The 17,130-nt window shown below is 48.2% G+C and carries 10 protein-coding genes and 1 riboswitch; of the genes, 9 read left to right on the forward strand and 1 reads right to left on the reverse strand.

Translation table 11 applies throughout. The features are described from left to right. Nucleotides 1-44: 44 nt before the first annotated feature. The 6 genes from HMPREF0240_RS04690 (at nt 45) to HMPREF0240_RS04715 (ending at nt 10,562) form a co-directional block, all read left to right on the forward strand. Nucleotides 45-4,985, forward strand: coding sequence for a hypothetical protein (locus tag HMPREF0240_RS04690; RefSeq protein WP_009002297.1), 4,941 nt, complete (start codon nt 45-47; stop codon nt 4,983-4,985). Between the two features lie 32 nt (nt 4,986-5,017). After that, a complete protein-coding gene (locus HMPREF0240_RS04695) occupies nt 5,018-6,415 on the forward strand; it encodes a hypothetical protein (RefSeq protein ID WP_035312386.1) in 1,398 nt (465 codons plus the stop codon). Nucleotides 6,416-6,442: 27 nt separating this feature from the next. Continuing rightward, nucleotides 6,443-7,015 (forward strand): DUF4430 domain-containing protein, encoded by a 573-nt coding sequence (locus HMPREF0240_RS04700; protein ID WP_009002299.1) that lies wholly within the window; start codon nt 6,443-6,445, stop codon nt 7,013-7,015. Then, complete coding sequence (locus tag HMPREF0240_RS04705; protein ID WP_009002300.1) at nt 7,012-7,893, forward strand: energy-coupling factor transporter transmembrane component T; 882 nt, start codon at nt 7,012-7,014, stop codon at nt 7,891-7,893. The genes HMPREF0240_RS04700 and HMPREF0240_RS04705 overlap by 4 nt, the downstream gene beginning before the upstream one ends. Nucleotides 7,894-8,082: 189 nt before the next feature. After that, a complete protein-coding gene (locus HMPREF0240_RS04710) occupies nt 8,083-9,819 on the forward strand; it encodes an ABC transporter ATP-binding protein (protein ID WP_047776337.1) in 1,737 nt (578 codons plus the stop codon). Beyond that, on the forward strand, nt 9,798-10,562 hold the full coding sequence (locus HMPREF0240_RS04715; RefSeq protein WP_083806116.1) for an ECF transporter S component: 765 nt from the start codon (nt 9,798-9,800) through the stop codon (nt 10,560-10,562). The genes HMPREF0240_RS04710 and HMPREF0240_RS04715 overlap by 22 nt, the downstream gene beginning before the upstream one ends. Nucleotides 10,563-11,023: 461 nt before the next feature. Here the strand turns inward: HMPREF0240_RS04715 and HMPREF0240_RS04725 are convergent, their stop codons facing one another. Beyond that, nucleotides 11,024-11,683, reverse strand: coding sequence for a diphthine--ammonia ligase (locus HMPREF0240_RS04725; RefSeq protein ID WP_009002301.1), 660 nt, complete (start codon nt 11,681-11,683; stop codon nt 11,024-11,026). A gap of 289 nt (nt 11,684-11,972) precedes the next feature. Next, a riboswitch (cobalamin riboswitch) is annotated at nt 11,973-12,159 on the reverse strand. 368 nt (nt 12,160-12,527) lie between these two features. Between HMPREF0240_RS04725 and HMPREF0240_RS04730 the strand changes: the two genes are divergently transcribed. The 3 genes from HMPREF0240_RS04730 to HMPREF0240_RS04740 all read left to right on the forward strand — a co-directional run bounded on the left by HMPREF0240_RS04730 (nt 12,528) and on the right by HMPREF0240_RS04740 (nt 17,026). After that, on the forward strand, nt 12,528-13,481 hold the full coding sequence (locus tag HMPREF0240_RS04730) for a substrate-binding domain-containing protein (protein ID WP_148486284.1): 954 nt from the start codon (nt 12,528-12,530) through the stop codon (nt 13,479-13,481). Between the two features lie 215 nt (nt 13,482-13,696). Beyond that, a complete protein-coding gene (locus HMPREF0240_RS04735; protein WP_009002303.1) occupies nt 13,697-15,427 on the forward strand; it encodes a sensor histidine kinase in 1,731 nt (576 codons plus the stop codon). A 12-nt stretch (nt 15,428-15,439) separates the two neighbouring features. Continuing rightward, complete coding sequence (locus tag HMPREF0240_RS04740; RefSeq protein ID WP_009002304.1) at nt 15,440-17,026, forward strand: response regulator; 1,587 nt, start codon at nt 15,440-15,442, stop codon at nt 17,024-17,026. Nucleotides 17,027-17,130 lie beyond the last annotated feature (104 nt).

The raw sequence follows: 17,130 nt of genomic DNA on the forward strand, positions 1-17,130 counted from the left end.
AATATGCCGGGGCATGAAGAAAAGGGAGCTGTAAGGAGGAAGAAATGAGGGAAAAAAAGAAAAAATCACAGAAAAGGGTTCTGGCACGGTTACTGGCGCTTATCCTGATATTTACGATGTCTGTTACGCCGATTTCCCCGTTTCCTTCGGAAGTTCAGGCTGCATCCATTGAGAATCCATGGGACGGGAAAACGATGACGGTTCCGGACCTGGATGAATACGGAACGTATCTGATCCGCACGGGGGCAGAGCTGGCCTGGTTTGCAGCAGAGGTAAACCGCGGGAACGGTGAGATAAACGGAAGGCTGGAAAACTACATTTATTTGAATGACTATAATACGAATCATACCTGGACTATGATTGGAGATACAGAAGAGAATCCTTACAAGGGAAACTTTGACGGAAACGGCCAGAAAGTTGTCTATATGCGGGCCGAAATTACCCAAAAGGATCCAAAGCGCCGTTATGCGGGGCTTTTTGGAGTCATTGACGGAGGAAATGTCAAAAATGTGACTGTTCTGGGAAAAGTACTGCAGAATTATGGAAATTACGGACTGGTAGGGGGGAGCGATGAGCTATACGTTGGCAGCGGCGGTATCGCAGGCTACCTGAAGAGCGGGCAGATTACGAATTGCACAAATTATGCGCGGACGACGATGGACGGAGAAGCTATGTACCGTAATTCGGGCGGCATTGTTGGAATCTGTAAAGGGATAGTGATGCGCTGCACAAATGAAGGAAAGCTGTCTACCATCATCGGTTTTGCCCAGAATCATGTGGGCGGAATTGCCGGTCTGGTTTACGGAGCAAATGCACAGGTAATGAATTGTGTGAATAGTGCCACTGTGCAGGGATATATTTGTGTAGGCGGAATTGCCGGGGCAGTAAAGAGTGGTGCAGAGATCAATGCAAGTTGCAACTATGGCACAATAAAAGCTAATTCCACTGCCGGCGGAATTGCCGGCCGTGTATCCACTACAGGTATGTACTCGGATGGAACAGAAAAAGAATGTGCCGTACGGAATGTCTACAGCTTGGGTGATATGACTACATATGGAACCGGAACAGGGGCTCAGATGGGCGGTATCGTAGGGCAGGCTGGCTATGACAACTGGACACAGGAGAAACTTCCGCCAAGGCCTGTGATTGAAAATGCGTACGCCACTGTGCAGTTCAGCAATAACCTGAATGACAGACGCGGAAGTATTATTGGGTATATGATCAGCGGTGATTATGGTACGGTTTATGGGCTTGCAACTCCGGATAACGGTCTGAAACCGGTTGGAGCAACCAGTGATAAGGGGATTCATATTTTAGGTGAGGCGCTCATGCTAAAAGAAGAAGAGCTGAAGAGTGCCGGAATGATTGATAAACTCGGCGGTGCATTTACCATGGCCAATACTTATGATATACAGAATGACGGCTATCCAAAACTGGTATGGCAGGGGCTACCGTCCGTGCTACTGTCTGCAATCGATGATGCGCAGATGGAGCTTAACGGCTGGTTGACAGCGGCAAACCGGAAAAAATATGGGAGAAATTATCCTTTGCTTGAAAAGATTGTCAAAGACTATAAGGATAAGTTGGGGGCAGTTACAAAACAGGAGGATCTGGATGCACTTATGGAGGAGGCCCGTGGGAAGTTGAAAGAAGTAAAACCGGGAATCGATGCGGATAATGAATTGATGGAAGCGATTGATAACGGAATAATGTCCTTGTCGGATTACCGAGACAGGCTCGTTGACCAGCATCCTGACCTGACAGATGGGCAGAAGCAGAATCTCGATTCTGTTGTGAGTGATTATATCAAGAAAATGAATGTTGCGGAGACACCGGAGGCCGTGCGCCTGCTGGTTCGGGATGGACGGGACGCACTGGATGCAAGAATTGCAGGCTTTGAGGCGGATAAGAGACTGGAGGAAATACGGGAGAACGCCATCCAGGAGCTGACTGCTTACCGTGCAGATGAAAGTTACGACAGTCTCTGGATGAATAAGATCAATGCAGCGCGCAAGAAGGCCCTGGAAGTGATTGAGCAGGCTAAGACAGCAGCGGAGGTTACAAACGGTCTGGAAGAAGGAAAAAATAATATTGATGCGGTCATTGATCAGATTCCTGAAGCCGGTGCATGGGACGGAAAGACTCTGACTGAGCCAGCGGTAAATGAGCGGGGGATCTACCAGATTACCAGTGGAAGCGAGCTGGCCTGGTTCGCGAATCAGGTAAACACCGTGGAAGATGCAGATGGGATCAGCGGCGAGCTGTGCAACGACATCAGCCTGGGATTTAAAAACTGGAGACCGATTGGGAACGCGAAGGCGTATACAGGAGACTTTGATGGCAGAGGATATCAGATCAGGGGACTGTTTATCGAGTGGGCAGACGTTTATGCGGGGCTGTTTGGTCAGCTGCGGGGTAAAAACCAGGTGATTCAGAACTTGTCAGTTTCCGGAACGATTCAGGCAGGCGCGCGAGTGGATTTTGTCGGAGGGGTTGCCGCTTATGTGTACGGTGCTGATTCGGATAATCGGAGCCAGGTAATAAACTGCCACAGTAGTGTCAGTATAAGACAGGATCAGATAACGTTATTAGGAGGCGGATCCGGAGGTATCACGGGCTATGCGGCCAATGCAGCTGTATCAAACTGTTCAAACACCGGATCTGTTGTTATAGGTCCTGCGGGAAAAGGCGGGATCAGTTATGCAGCCGGCGGTCTGATTGGACAGATCGGCCCGTCTGTCAAATTACAGACCAGTTATAATGCGGGAATGATACAGTCCAGCCATACGGCAGGCGGTCTGGCCGGAGCAGTTGGGGGGAGAGGCTCAGCAATTTATTCAAGCTATAATTGCGGAGAAGTTTCGGCTGAGCATAATTCCGGCGGTCTGGTGGGAGGCGCTTTTACAGGTTCAAGTATAAAGTGGTGCTACACTTCCGGTCCTGTAAATCTAAATGAATCGGGCTTAAAAATAGGGGCAATATTTGGAGATTTCAATCCTGGAGATTATGAGGTGTTATATGCGTTGAAACGCAGTGACTCCCTAAAGATCCCACTGGTGGGAGGGTCTGGGGATTTCTCGGCATCGGGAAGATTCCTGGAGTCGGAGAAGCTGCTCAGTGACGACACTCTGAATGCGCTGAACGGAGGAGGCAGCTGCTTTATCCGGGATTACCTGGGATATCAGAACGGTTATCCAATCCTGAGCTGGCAGATGAATCTGGAGGATTTTAAGACAGAAGCGGTTTCAGCACTTCAGAACTATAAAAAGGAAGAGGATTATAGCGGGGAAAACTGGAATATTATCCAGGAACTGATTGCAGAAGGAGCGGCCCAGATTCAGGCAGCGGGGGATATGGAGTCAATCAACGCAGCATTCACTCAGGCAAAGAATATGATTGACGAGGTCGAAACAAAAGACAAGACCGAAGAGAGAGAGCTGCAGGCGGCGAAAGATAATGCAATCTTTGAGCTTGAAAATTATGTAGATCTCGATGAATATCGTGATGAGGAGAAGACGAAGATCCTGAAGTATATCAGCGAAGCGAAAAAGTTTATTTTGCAGGCGTATGATCTGGAAGAGGTTTCTCGTCAGCTGAATGAAACAAAGCGAAAAATTGACTATGAGCTTACCGCATTTGAACATGAAGAGGAGAAAAACAAGAAAGCCGCAGAGGAAGTTATAGCAGAGATCGCAGGGCTTGGCGAGATTAGATATGCTGAATACATAAAAAGCCAGATTCAGGATGCAAGACGTGCTTATGATAAATTGACCGACAGGCAGAAAGAACTGGTAACGAATTACCAGGTACTGCTGGATGCGGAAGCTGAATGGGAAAGGCTGGAGGAAGAGCATGAGGCTACGGAAATGGATAAGAAGATGGCTGCTATAGTTGACGAACTGATTGAAGCAATTGGTGAAGTAACCGTGGACAGCAAAGAGGCCATTGAAGCGGCACGCAATGCATTCGATGCACTAACAGAAAACCAGAAAGTACTTGTCAGCTATCCTGGAAAGCTGACCGCAGCAGAGGCAGCATACAATAAGCTGTGTGCATCCGCCGTTGCAGGGATGATTGCGGCAATCGGGGATATTACCATGGACAAATGGGACATGATAGCAGAGGCCCAGAGGGCATATGACGAATTAACAGATGACCAGAAGGTCCTTGTGAATGTTTATCCGGTTCTTCAAAATGCAATAGCAACCTACCAGAACCTTATAGTGGCACAGAGTGTAATAGAAATGATTGATGCCATTGGAGATGTAACACTGGAGACCGGCAATAGCATTAAAGCCGCAATCTATGCCTATAATAATTTGACCGGAGCACAGCAGGCGCTTGTACATAATTATGACATGCTGGAAGCGGCAGCATCAATATATGACTCACTGTCGGCAATCCAGCAGGTGATAGAAATGATTGATCAGATCGGAACCGTGAGTACGGCAAGCGGTCCGCAGCTGGAGGCTGCACGCAGCGCCTATAATAACCTGACACCGGATGAGCAGAGAAGAGTCACCAACCTGTCTGTTCTGGAGAATGCGGAGGCGGCATTTGCGGCCCTGGAAACTCCTGAGGTAGATAATAACGATACACCGGAGGAGATACCAACCAATGACAAAACGCTGGAAGAGGCCAATAAGAACTCCGGGGATGGCGGCTCCGGGACGGAGAACGGAGAAAAATCCGGCGGGGAAGACGATAAAGAAAACAAAGAAGAGGCAGCAGAGGCCGGTATAGGAGAAGACGATAACAATGAACAGGATAGGGGACTGCCCTCCTGGCTGGAGGATGAACTGGATGAAACAAACGCAGAAGAGACAGCGAATCTGGCAGCTGAACAAAAAAAGACAGAGGCACGGAAGCGTTTTCTGCTGGTTCTTGGTATTATCCTTGCTGTATGTATAATAACCACAGGAACTTTTGCTGTTGCACTTCGCAAATCAGCACATAAGCGAAAAGAAAAGAGAGTCCATTATTGATGGCTTCTGAGAAGAGAAGGAGTGTTCTAAAGATGAATAGAATGTACAGAAATATGGCAAAAGGGGTGCTTCATAAGGCACTGGCGGTATTTCTGCTCCTGGCAGCAGTGGTTACCGCGGCCTATCCGGCTGCTGTAACCGCTTACGCGGCTGAGAGTTCAGCGGCAGAACTGCGTGGGATGCAGGATATGATTTTAGATTGGAAATATGCAAAAGGCGGAGAAAGCAAGTTTTTATCCGGAGATTTGCTTGATGGTGCAGGAGAGGGAGGCAGCGACTGGATTGCCTTTAACATCAGCAGGATTGGCATAGAAGATAATCAGGCGGCATATCTGAGCCGGCTGCAGGATGTGGTGGAAAAACTATATCAGGATCCAAACAGTGATGGCAAGAAGTACCTCCTTTCGGACATATACAGGATCATAATCACGATCGAAGCGTGCGGCGGAAATCCAGAAGCGTTCGGTAAAGACCCGGAAGGTAATTCCATTAATCTGTTAAAAGACGGCATCTGGAACAGTATATGGGGAGACCCGGGAAAGCAGGGGATTAACGGTTATATCTGGGCTTTGATGGCCGTTGACAGCAAAGCATGGGAGGAACCCAAGGATGCGGAGTGGACGAGAGAAAAACTGGTGACCTCCATTTTATCCAGGCAGCTGGAAGACGGGGGCTTTGGCTTGATTAAGACCGATGCTTCAGATGTGGATCTGACCTCCATGGCATTGACGGCGCTGGCACCCTATGCAGGTTCAGAAGTACAGTATACATTTACTAGTGAAACAACTGGCCAGACAGTCACAGAAACCGTGGATACAGCTGCAGAAGCGGCATTTACATGTATTTCCGGTATGCAGCATGAATCAGGCGGTATGGTTACTTATGAGCAGCAGACATCCGAAAGCACCAGCTGGGCTTTGATGGCCCTGGCTTCATGGGGACGTGATCCTGACTTAGATGAGCAGTTTATAAAGAATGGAAATACTCTGCTGGACGGACTGAGACAATTCCAGTTGGAAGACGGCAGTATCGTTCACAGTCTGGATGCAGAGGAAGCGGAAACTGAAGGAAACAATATGGCCGGCTATCAGGCCTTGTACGGTCTGGAAGCCGTCTGCCGCCTGAAGGAAGGGAAATGTAACACCTTCGATCTGTCGGATGCCCCGACGGTTTCTGAGGAGGAGATAGAGAAAGCAGGCGAATCTCTGCCTGAGCTGAAAGCGGACAGGGAAAAAAGCGGCGAAGAGGCGCTGAGGGATACGAAAAACCGTACGGCTCTTATAACAGTGGGTATCGCTGCAGTGGTTGTGCTGATTGTAATCATTTTTATAATTATGATGCTCAATAATCGAAAAAAGAAGAAAATGATATCGGGTCCTGATGCTGACAGCGGTATGAGTGCAGATGAAGACGATGATGATGACTGGTAGAAGCGGCGGGAGAAGTGAGGGAAAGATTTGAAAAAGAATATTATAATGATTGGAGTTGTGATACTGCTGGTGGCGATTTTGGTTTCCGGCACAAAATTTCAGTCTGTAGATGAGTATTATCTGACCCATATGGAGGACATCAAAGAGGATTCAGAGACTGTGACCATCAGTATCCGCTGTGACACAGTCCTGGATAACTGGGACAAGCTGGATCCACAGCTGCGTGATGAAAAGTATGTGCCCTCAGACGGGGTCATCCTGCCGGAGACTACTTATGTCCTTCGGCCGGGGGATACGGCATTTGATATCCTGAACCGGGTCTGCCGTTACAACAAGATTCATATGGAGTATCAGGGGATCGAGAACAATGCATATGGCAGCGCCTACATTAAGGGGATCAATTATCTCTATGAGTTTTCCTGCGGAAAGCTGTCCGGATGGATGTTCACGGTAAACGGAAAATATCCGGGAAAGGGATGCAGTACCTACGAGATGAAAAATCATGATAAAATCGAGTGGATCTATACCTGCGACCTGGGCAGAGATGTGGGGAACGAATACAATGGTGCAGATATGCAGAAAGAGAAGGACAAATCATGAATGGATTTGAAAGTTTTCATCCGGCAGTGCTGTTTATATATTATATTCTGGTAGTTTGTTTTTCTATGGTGAGCAGGCATCCGGTGGTCATACTTGCGTCTCTGGCCGGCGGATTCCTGTTCTTCGGGGCCTTAAATGGTCTTCGGAAAACGCTTAATGAACTGTTATTTTCGTTCTGCCTGTTTGTGCCAATGGCAGTGACCAATCCGATATTTGTCCATAATGGAGAGACGATTTTATTTTTCATGAATGATAATCCGGTTACACTGGAGGCTATGATCTATGGCGGGGCTGCATCGCTGATGATTGTATGTGTCCTGCTGTGGTGCAGGTGCTACAGTGCCATTCTGACCACGGATAAATTCCTGTATCTGTTTGGAAAGGTGATTCCTAAGCTGGGGCTGATTCTTTCCATGGCATTCCGTTTTATTCCCCTGTTTAAACATCAGATACGAAAGATCAACCAGTCCCAGAAAACGATGGGGCTTTATGCTACGGACAGTGTGCCTGATCGGATAAGAGGCGGGATACGTGTATTTGACAGTCTTGTTTCCTGGTCCATGGAGAACTCCATAGACACGGCGGATGCGATGAAGGCCAGGGGCTACGGCCTTCATGGGAGGACTAATTTTTCCCTGTTCCGTTTTAAAAGAAGGGACGGTATTCTTCTTGGAATTATGGGGGGATTTACAGTTCTGATCCTGTCCTGCTTTGCAGTGGGTGGATTTGATTTCTTTTATTATCCTTATGTGGCGCAGCTGCAGTTAAACCCGGAGGATATCGCCAGGTATCTGATCATTTTCGTATTTTACCTTATACCGGGTATCATAGAGGCCAGGGGGAAACTGACCGGAAAATATCTGCGGTCGAAGATCTGACTTTATGGAGCGCAAAAGCCGCTTAATAAGAAATTACGGACTTTTACTTATTAACCAGCCATCTGTCTTTCTAAATAAGAAAAAATTCATTTTATAAAAGAGAAGAAACCGGTTTTAAAAGCTTGAAAGAGTACACAAACGGCCCTGCTTTGTCCAACAGGGGTGACGAAACTAAAGGAGAAGCGTAACATGGAATTACTGAAAGTAGAAAATCTAACCTTTACCTATCCAAAGCAGGCAAAGGATACCAGCAGGATAGCTCCGGCACTGGAAGATGTCTCATTCGAGATACAGGAAGGGGAGTTTATAGTTGTCTGCGGGGAGTCGGGATGCGGGAAGACGACTCTGCTTCGGCTCTTGAAGAAGGAACTGGCACCTGCCGGGGATATAACAGGCAAGATCTGGTTCTGCGGTGTAGAGCAGGAGCAGCTCTCTGAGCGGGAGGCTGCCTGTGATATCGGCTATGTTCTCCAGAACCCGGAGAACCAGACCGTCACGGATAAAGTGTGGCATGAGCTGGCATTTGGCCTTGAGAATATGGGTGTACCGACGCCTGTGATCCGCAGGCGGGTGGCTGAGATGGCCTGCTTTTTTGGAATAGATGACTGGTACCGGAAGAAGACGACGGAACTGTCCGGCGGGCAGAAGCAGCTGCTGAATCTGGCCTCGATCATGGCGATGCAGCCCAAGCTTCTGATTCTGGATGAGCCTACCAGCCAGCTGGATCCCATTGCGGCTTCAGACTTTATCAATACACTGGTGAAGATCAATAAAGATCTGGGCCTGACGATTTTGCTTACTGAGCACCGTCTTGAAGAAGTGTTCCCTGTGGCGGACAGGGCTTTTATTATGGACAAAGGGAAGATGCTTCTGATGGAATCCCCAAGGGAAGCGGGGAGAGACCTGAAGTGTCTGAACGCAGACCACAAGATGCTTCTGGGACTGCCCAGCGCCCTTCGAATATACCACGGGCTGGATGCCCGGGATGCAGAATGTCCTCTGACCGTGCGGGACGGCAGGAACTTTCTGGAAGAATATTATGGGAATGAGATAAATAGGCTGCACCGCGAAACGGACAGTACCCAGGGGAAGAAAATCACTATGCGCATGAAGGATGTGTGTTTCCGATATGAGAAAGACCTGCCGGATGTGCTGGACGGAGTAGAGCTAGCAGTTTACGAGGGAGAGATCGTCAGTATTCTGGGCGGCAACGGATCCGGGAAGACGACTCTGTTAAGTGTGATTTCAGGCACCTATAAACCATACAGGGGAAAGATTGAGGTATTCGGAAAGAGAATACATAAATATAGCGGTAAGGAATTATATGTGAAGAATCTGGCCTCCCTTCCGCAGAATCCGCAGACCGTGTTCATTAAGATGACTGTCCGGGAGGACTACGATGAAATTCGTCATGTGATGGGATACAGCGAGGCCGAGATGAAGGAAAAGATTGAGGAAACAGCAGAGCTCATGGGAATCGGTCATCTGCTGGACCGGCATCCCTATGACTTGAGCGGCGGTGAGCAGCAGAAGGCGGCGATCGGAAAAGTGCTTCTTCTTCAGCCTCGGTTCCTGCTTCTGGATGAGCCGACGAAGGGAATTGATGCCTGGTCAAAGATGCAGCTGCAGAAGCTTTTAAAGGAATTGAAGCAGAAGGGAATTTCGATTTTAATGGTGACTCATGATGTGGAATTTGCGGCAGGGGTATCGGATCGGTGCGGACTGTTTTTCGACCATGAGATTACATCTGTGGACACTCCGGAAGAATTTTTCTGCAATAATAATTATTATACCACTGCGGCAAACAGGATTTCCAGACAGAGATACGAGAATGCGGTGACCTGCGAGGATGTCATTGAACTGTGCAGGCAGAATGTGCGGATACAGAAGGAGGGAAAGCGTACATGCAGGAAAGAGACAGCATAAAAAGTATAGATACAACCGAGCACATAGATGAGAATCTGCTGGAGAACACCCTCCCTTACACAAAAAAGAGAGCAGCAGTCTGGATTTGTCTGACGGCAGGGGTGATCTTTTTGATTGTTTTGGGTATCCGGTTGTTGTCAGACCGGAAGTACAATCTGGTTTCCATGATGATCGTACTGATTGCATGCGGTGCCTTTTATCTCGCCTATGAGAAGCGGGAGGGGAGTATCCGTCGGATGGTGCTGCTGGCAGTGATGACAGCAATTTCCGTGGTGGGCCGATTTATTTTTGGTCCGATCCCTTTTTTTAAACCCGTGACGGCTATCGTGGTATTGACCGGAATCTATATGGGGCCTGAATCCGGATTTCTGGTAGGCTCACTATCGGCAGTTGTTTCCAATATCTTTTTCGGGCAGGGACCATGGACACCTTTTCAGATGTTTTCCTGGGGAATCATCGGGATGATCGCCGGATTCCCGGGGCTGCGGGCGCTCCTGCGTCACCGTATACCGCTGATTATATATGGTATATTCTCGGGGATCGCTTATTCAGGGCTTATGGATATCTGGACGGTGCTCAGCTTCGAGGGAGGCTGGAACTGGTACAGGTATCTGGGGGCGCTTGCGACTGCGGTGCCGGTGACAATTACGTACTGTGTGTCCAATGTAGTATTCCTGATGCTGACTATCAGGCCGATTGGAGATAAGATGAACCGGATTCAGGTGAAACATGGGATCTTTTAAGCGTATGTATTTTCATGGGGAGGCTTTGGGAAAGGGGGCGCCCGCTGAAAGTCTGCCGGGGAAGGTACGGCGGGACGCAGCAGGGCATTTTGGCGGCGGGCCATTTGCTAACACCCTCTAATATCAAAATCGGACTCTTATATGGAACCACCGGCATTCACCGTGGAATTCTGATGAATTCCGCGGCTCAGGCCGGCTTGTGATCTGCTTCGGAAGCAGATCACATCCATATAAGAGTCCGATTTTGATATAAGAGGGTGTAAGCGCATTCTTACGCTGCCAAAATGCCCTGCTGCGTCCCGCCGTACCTTCCCCGGCAGACTTTCAGCGGGCTGGGCTTTTCTGGGCGGCAGGTGAAAATTCAACGGGGAGTCACGGACGGGGGAGGCGGATGGGGCTGGCGGCGCGGGATGTGCAGCGGGGGCTTGTGAGTATAAAAAAATATTGTTATTAAAGGAGTGCTATTCGACTTCCAGGGTCAGGTATTTGCCGCGGGGAATTGGTGCGGAGAATTTTATGCCCAGGGAGGTTTTGAAGAGGGGGCCTCCTGTTACGAAGGTGTGGTATTCTCCGTTTTCGCCGCAGACGTCTATGTTGTCTTTTTCCATTGAGGCTATGAGGGCGGGAGTCAGAGGCTGGCCCAGGTAGTCGGGGGACATTCTTTCGGTGTCTACTACGGTTATGTGGGTGGTGAAGCCTGCCTCTAGGAATTCCAGGACGGCTTGTCTGCGGCTTTTCTGCCAGAGTGGGAAGGATGGCTGAAGGCCGGCGTTTTGGCAGCGGGTGCTGCACCAGGCCAGGTGTTCTTCCAGGTCGATGTCGCCGAAGACGCAGACTTCTGCTCCGGCTGATTTTTGAGACAGGAGTTCTTTTTCGAAGTTTTTTTCGTAATCCTCACCGCTTGTTTTGATCAGGGTGATGGGGAGGTTCATGGATGTCTCGAGTTTTTGGATGACTTGGGAGCTGATTCCGTGGAACCAGCTTCGCTCCCGGTCCGTGTTGTAGGTCATGATCAGGGCCATGGGAATCATGCCGGACTGTATTGCTTTGTAGATGGAGAGGGTGCTGTCTTTTCCGCTGCTGTAGGATGCAACGAATTTTTTACCTTTTAGTTCATTCATTTGTTTTCCTCCGGATAAATAATGAGTGGAAGCAGCTGCGGCCGCATTAGGATGGCTTTACTCTCGCAGTGCATGATGTCATAAATTGTTTTCATATCTTTTCCAGTATTTCTTTTAAAAGCGAAATTATCTCATACATTCTTCTCAATATTTGAGAAGCTATTACTATTATAACAACTAATAAAATAACAAACTCCAATCCCATTACTGACCTCCTCCTATTCCAATACTAAATGGTTTTCTGATTCTTAAGAGCATAAAAAATAAACCTCTGCTCTATGCCTTCAGACGCTTTCTAATGATTCAATACTTGTATCCTGACTAAAGTTCAGACCTAATTGCTGCCCTTCCCGGATCAACCAGTGGTTGTGTAGCTTTCGTAACTCATTACAGTAGGGATAAAACTGTACTGGAATCTCACCAGACTTCCTAAAGTGTAAAATTGCACTTCTATCGTATTGAACCATTGTAATCTTTATTAAGAATCAATAGTATTAAGTGAATCTGATAGAAGTATTTTATATCAAATGCTTATAATTATCAATGCATTTCAAAGATTTATCTGAATATTACATTAATTTTTAAATTTATCTGATTAGTCATGATCGCTTTCAGCAATATTTTATCGGGGTTATATTTTTGTCAGCGTAAGCCGTGCACAAATGCATGGGGCGAGACCAGTGGCTGCCGATTAAACATAGAAGAGAAATCGGGGCACTATTGACACGGGGAAGAAGAAACAATTATAATGAACTAAGAAATCTTAGGAGAGGCGAGACGATCCCTCTCTTTTTTTAAAAGCAGACGCTTGTTTTCTGTAAAGCAGTGGAAAGAAGGTGTACGGATGTACGGGGGCGGGAATCTGAGAAAACACATGGGGAAAGTACTGCTGTCTGTACTTTGTGTACTGGTGCTGTCCGGATGCGCAGGCAGTGCCGGGCAGTCAAAAGAGAAGGAAGAATATGTAATTGGTGTCGTCACAAAGTCCAAAAGCAGTGAATACTGGATGTCTGTTTATTCTGGAATGGAGAAGGCTGCAAAAGATTACGGCGTCACAGTGATTACACTGTCACCGGATTCGGAGACGGACGACAGTCTGCAGAAGAAGATGATTGATGACCTGATCGCGAAGGGCGTGGACGCGCTGGCGGTTTCTCCGATTCAGTCCTTTGGTGCGGACGCGTATCTGGCAGCAGCGAAGGAAAACGGAATCCCGGTTTATTCCTATGACACCAGGATTATGAGCCAGGATATTCCCTATATTGGAATTGATAATGAAAAGGCGGGAAGGGGACTGGCCGAATATATGGCCAAGGCGCTTGGCGGCAATGGAAAAGTTGGGATTATTTCGGGGAATCTGGAACAATCGGGGCATGCCAGCAGGGTAAAGGGGTTCTCGGATTATATAGAAGAGAATACAAACATGGAAGTCGCGTTTGTAGAGAGCGGATACAGCAACCTTCAGATGTCTGAAAAAGAGATCACCCGTCTTATGGAGGAGCACCCGGATGTGAAGGGGATCTTTGCCACCAGTGCGGTGACAGCGCTGGGAATTATGAAGTATATGGAACAGCATCCGGTTGTGCTTGTGACAGTGGATGCGCAGCAGGATGCGCTGGAGGCCGTGGCAGAAGGCGGAATCCAGGCTTTGGCGGCGCAGTCAGGGTACGAGATTGGGTATGAGACAATTCAATATATCATAGAGAAGAGGGACGGCGAGGACCTTCCTCTGGATAAGATTCTGAATGTGGAAATCATAACAAAGGATAATGTGGAGGAATATCAGATTCAAAATTAGGCGGAATCTAAAAATAAGACCCAAAAAGAAAGGCTGCTTCTGAAAAAGAGTGGTCTTTTTTTAGATTTTGGGCGAATTGCTAAAAAAAAGCACCTTTAACCAAAGTTAAGCCAGATGGGAAGAGGCGTGAGAAGAGGTATAATGAGATGAGAGAGATATTGTACTGCCGGTATTCCATACTGTATAATGGAAGAAAAAGGCGGGAGGGATAAAGAATGTTCCGTAGTATCAGAAGCAAAGTGCTGGTGGCGACAATCTGTATCACCCTGGTCACCGCACTGGCGATTACCATTGTATTTTACGAGAAATCCTCTGCTATGATCGAAGAAAATTACGGGGAAAATCTATATGCACGTATCCGGCAGATGGGGGACAGCTTTGACGAACTTCTGAAGGGCGTTTATCTTCTGACCGCAGAGGCATCCTGTGATGAGGAACTGCTGGATATGGCAGAAGACTACCTGAGTTCTGGAAATGCGGATCAGCTGGAAGCAATTGCCGGCCAGCTTCGCGTCTATTCCAGAAGATACAGTGATATAGGTTCTGTATACCTTGTGCTTCCCGGGGATGGCTGTATTATCACATCCGAGGATTACCCGGTCTATGAGAAGGGCATTCCGGATGAAAAAATAAAACAGATAGCCGCATCTTCTGAGACCGCCCTGGAGCCGGTTATGCTGCAGGATCCGCTGAGAAGAACTGCCTCTGTCCTGTCATTTGCCTCGGCAATGAAGAATCAGGAGGGCGATACTTTAGCCTATATCATGACGAACATTGAAGAGAGAGTGCTGTATTACAAATATCTGGACGGTCTGAATGAGGGGACGGATTCCAGCGCTGTGATTCTGGATACAAGGGGCAGGATTGTTGCTGCCAGGAATAAGGAACTGACGGGCGCCGAATATGGGGATGGCAGCGTACGTTTGTCGGATGGCGTGCAGGATGATAAAGGGGGATCCAGCCTGAAGATTTCCTATAAATCTTCTTTTGCCGGTTATCTTTTCTTTATGGAGGTGGAGAAGCGCACGATATTGGGAGATATGAGGCAGATCCGATATTTTCTGGCGCTGATTCTGCTGATCTGCTGTGCAATATCGGCTGTAATTGCCTATTTTATTACCGGAGCCATGTACCGGCCGCTGAGCAGGCTGACACGGACGATGGGACAGATCAGCGACGGCAATCTGGACCAGTGCGTGGAAATCACCACGGGGGATGAGATAGGCCTGCTCTCCAAAGATTTCAACAACATGCTGGAACACATACAGGCGCTGATTGAACAGCTGGTCAAGGAAGAGATGCTGAAAAAGGACGCGGAGCTGGAGGCCCTGCAGTACCAGATTACACCGCATTTTATGTACAACACACTGAACTCGATTAAATATGCGGCCCTGCTGAAAGGGGAACAGGAGATTGGCGGACTGATCGAGGACTTCATTGAGCTTCTGCAGGCCAGTATCAATAAGAAGGGGAATTTTGTGACGGTGGCAGAGGAAATTCATTTTCTGGAGAATTATGTCAGCCTGCAGAGGATAAGATACGAGGAGCGTTTTGAAGTAGAGTATCGGGTGCCGGATGAGGCGGCCGGGTGTTATCTGCCGAGGCTTTTGCTGCAGCCGCTGGTGGAAAATGCCATACTTCACGGTGTCGATATGAAACGGGGCGGCAGCTGTATCGTTGTGGGCGCGGAGGTGGAAGGCCGGACGCTGCATCTGTCTGTCAGGGACAACGGGCGCGGTATGTCAGAAAAGCAGATCGAAGTACTGTTAACAGTGCCTAAGAATAAGACGAGCGGGCTCTCCGGAATCGGAGTAGCAAACGTGAAGGAACGTCTGGAACTGTATTACGGCAGAGAGGGAAGGCTGCTCTATACGAGCGGTGAACAGGGGACAACAGCCCACATATATCTGCCGGCATATAAGGAGAGGAATCAATACGAACTGTAGAGGAGCGTTAGGATGTATAAGACAGTGATTGTGGACGACGATTTTTTGGTCAGAAGTTATCTGAAACAGTTAGGCGCATGGCAGAAGGCAGGCTACCAGATCACCGCTGACTGCAGAGACGGGGAAGAAGCACTGGATGTGATAGAACGGGAGCGGCCGGACGTGGTGATTACCGATATTTCCATGCCGCTGATGGACGGGATTGAACTGATACGGCGTGTGAGGAAGATGAGCCAGAGTATCTATCTCATTGTGCTCAGCTGCCACGATGATTTTGAATATGTGAAGGAAGCAATGAAGCTGGGGGCGGACGAATACGTCCTGAAAAATTCTCTCAACGAAGAAAGCCTTTATGAGATGCTGAAAAATGTGGAAGGGCAGCTTATGAACAGGCTGAGTGAAAATGAAAAAGAGGATGATACAAAGCGTCTGATCGAAATGGGTCGGCATTCCCTGAAATATCATTTTTTTAACGGTCTGCTGTCCGGCTCTTTTACCGCACAGGAACGGGAGGAAAAACAAAAGGAAGCCGGGATTCAGGGCAGGTTCGTTAATAGTGCGGTAGTCAATATGGTGATACCGGACTGGAATGCATTAAAAAGCGGGTCCACATCCCTTGAGATGGAGCAGTACAGCCAGCGGTTTCTGCAGCGGCTTCTGGACAGGCTGGAGGACCTTTTAGGTGAGGAGCGCAGGTATGTGGAGGCGGTCTATCTGGGAGAAGGGGTATTCTGCTGTTTTCTGGATCTCTCTGAAATGCGCAGAGACAGTCTGATGAAGCAGCGGCTTACCAGCGTGGCTACGGCATGCTATACATGCAGTAAACAGGAGTCTTACATATTTGCTATCGGAGTGAGCGGGATATGCTTTGGCGCAGACGGGCTCAGGCAGGCTTACCAGCAGGCCAGAGAAGTCGTCCGCCTGTATTTTTATGAGGACGGCGGGATTCTGTATTACGAAAACCAGCCATCCGTGGGACGGGAACTGCCGCAGTCTGCACAACGTTTTACGGAGGAGGTACAGACCTGTATAAAATGCCAGAATATTGAAAAGATCGAGGAGGCTCTCGGGGAGATTCTGGAGGACTTTAAACAGCTGCACACGGACAGCAGAACCGTACTGCACTGGCTGAAGGAGACGGAGCAGAAAGCGGGATGTGAACGGAGTCAGGAAGAATACGGCGCCATTGTAAAAATAGAACGGCTTGAGGAAGTGTTCCGTGAGGACTGCAAAAAGATATTTCAGCAGAGGAAAAGGGCGGTGCCGGAGGGAACGGGCCCGGTTATCTGCACTGTTGTTGATTATCTTCACGCACATTTCAGAGAACAGACGGGACTTACAGAGGCGGCGGACGCTGCGGGGGTTAATTCGGCCTACCTGAGCTACCTTTTTAAACAGGAGATGGGGATCGGGTTCTCTAATTATCTACTGGATCTGCGCATGGAGTGTGCGAAGGGGATGCTGAAGGAGACAAATGAGAAGATCAAAGAAGTGGCCGCACGTTCCGGTTTCAATGATTATCATTATTTTTCCAAGGCATTTAAGAAACAAAATGGATGCAGTCCGGCCGAGTACCGGAAGCAGGTGACAGCGACCTAAAAATATGACCTAAAAATAAAACCCAAAATCGGGAAGTAATTATTAGATAGTGATGGAAACTTATTACATTACAACAAATCTAAAATTATTCCCGATTTTTTTAT

The sequence above is a fragment of the Clostridium sp. D5 genome, assembly GCF_000190355.1.
GTDB lineage: Bacteria > Bacillota > Clostridia > Lachnospirales > Lachnospiraceae > Faecalicatena > Faecalicatena fissicatena_A.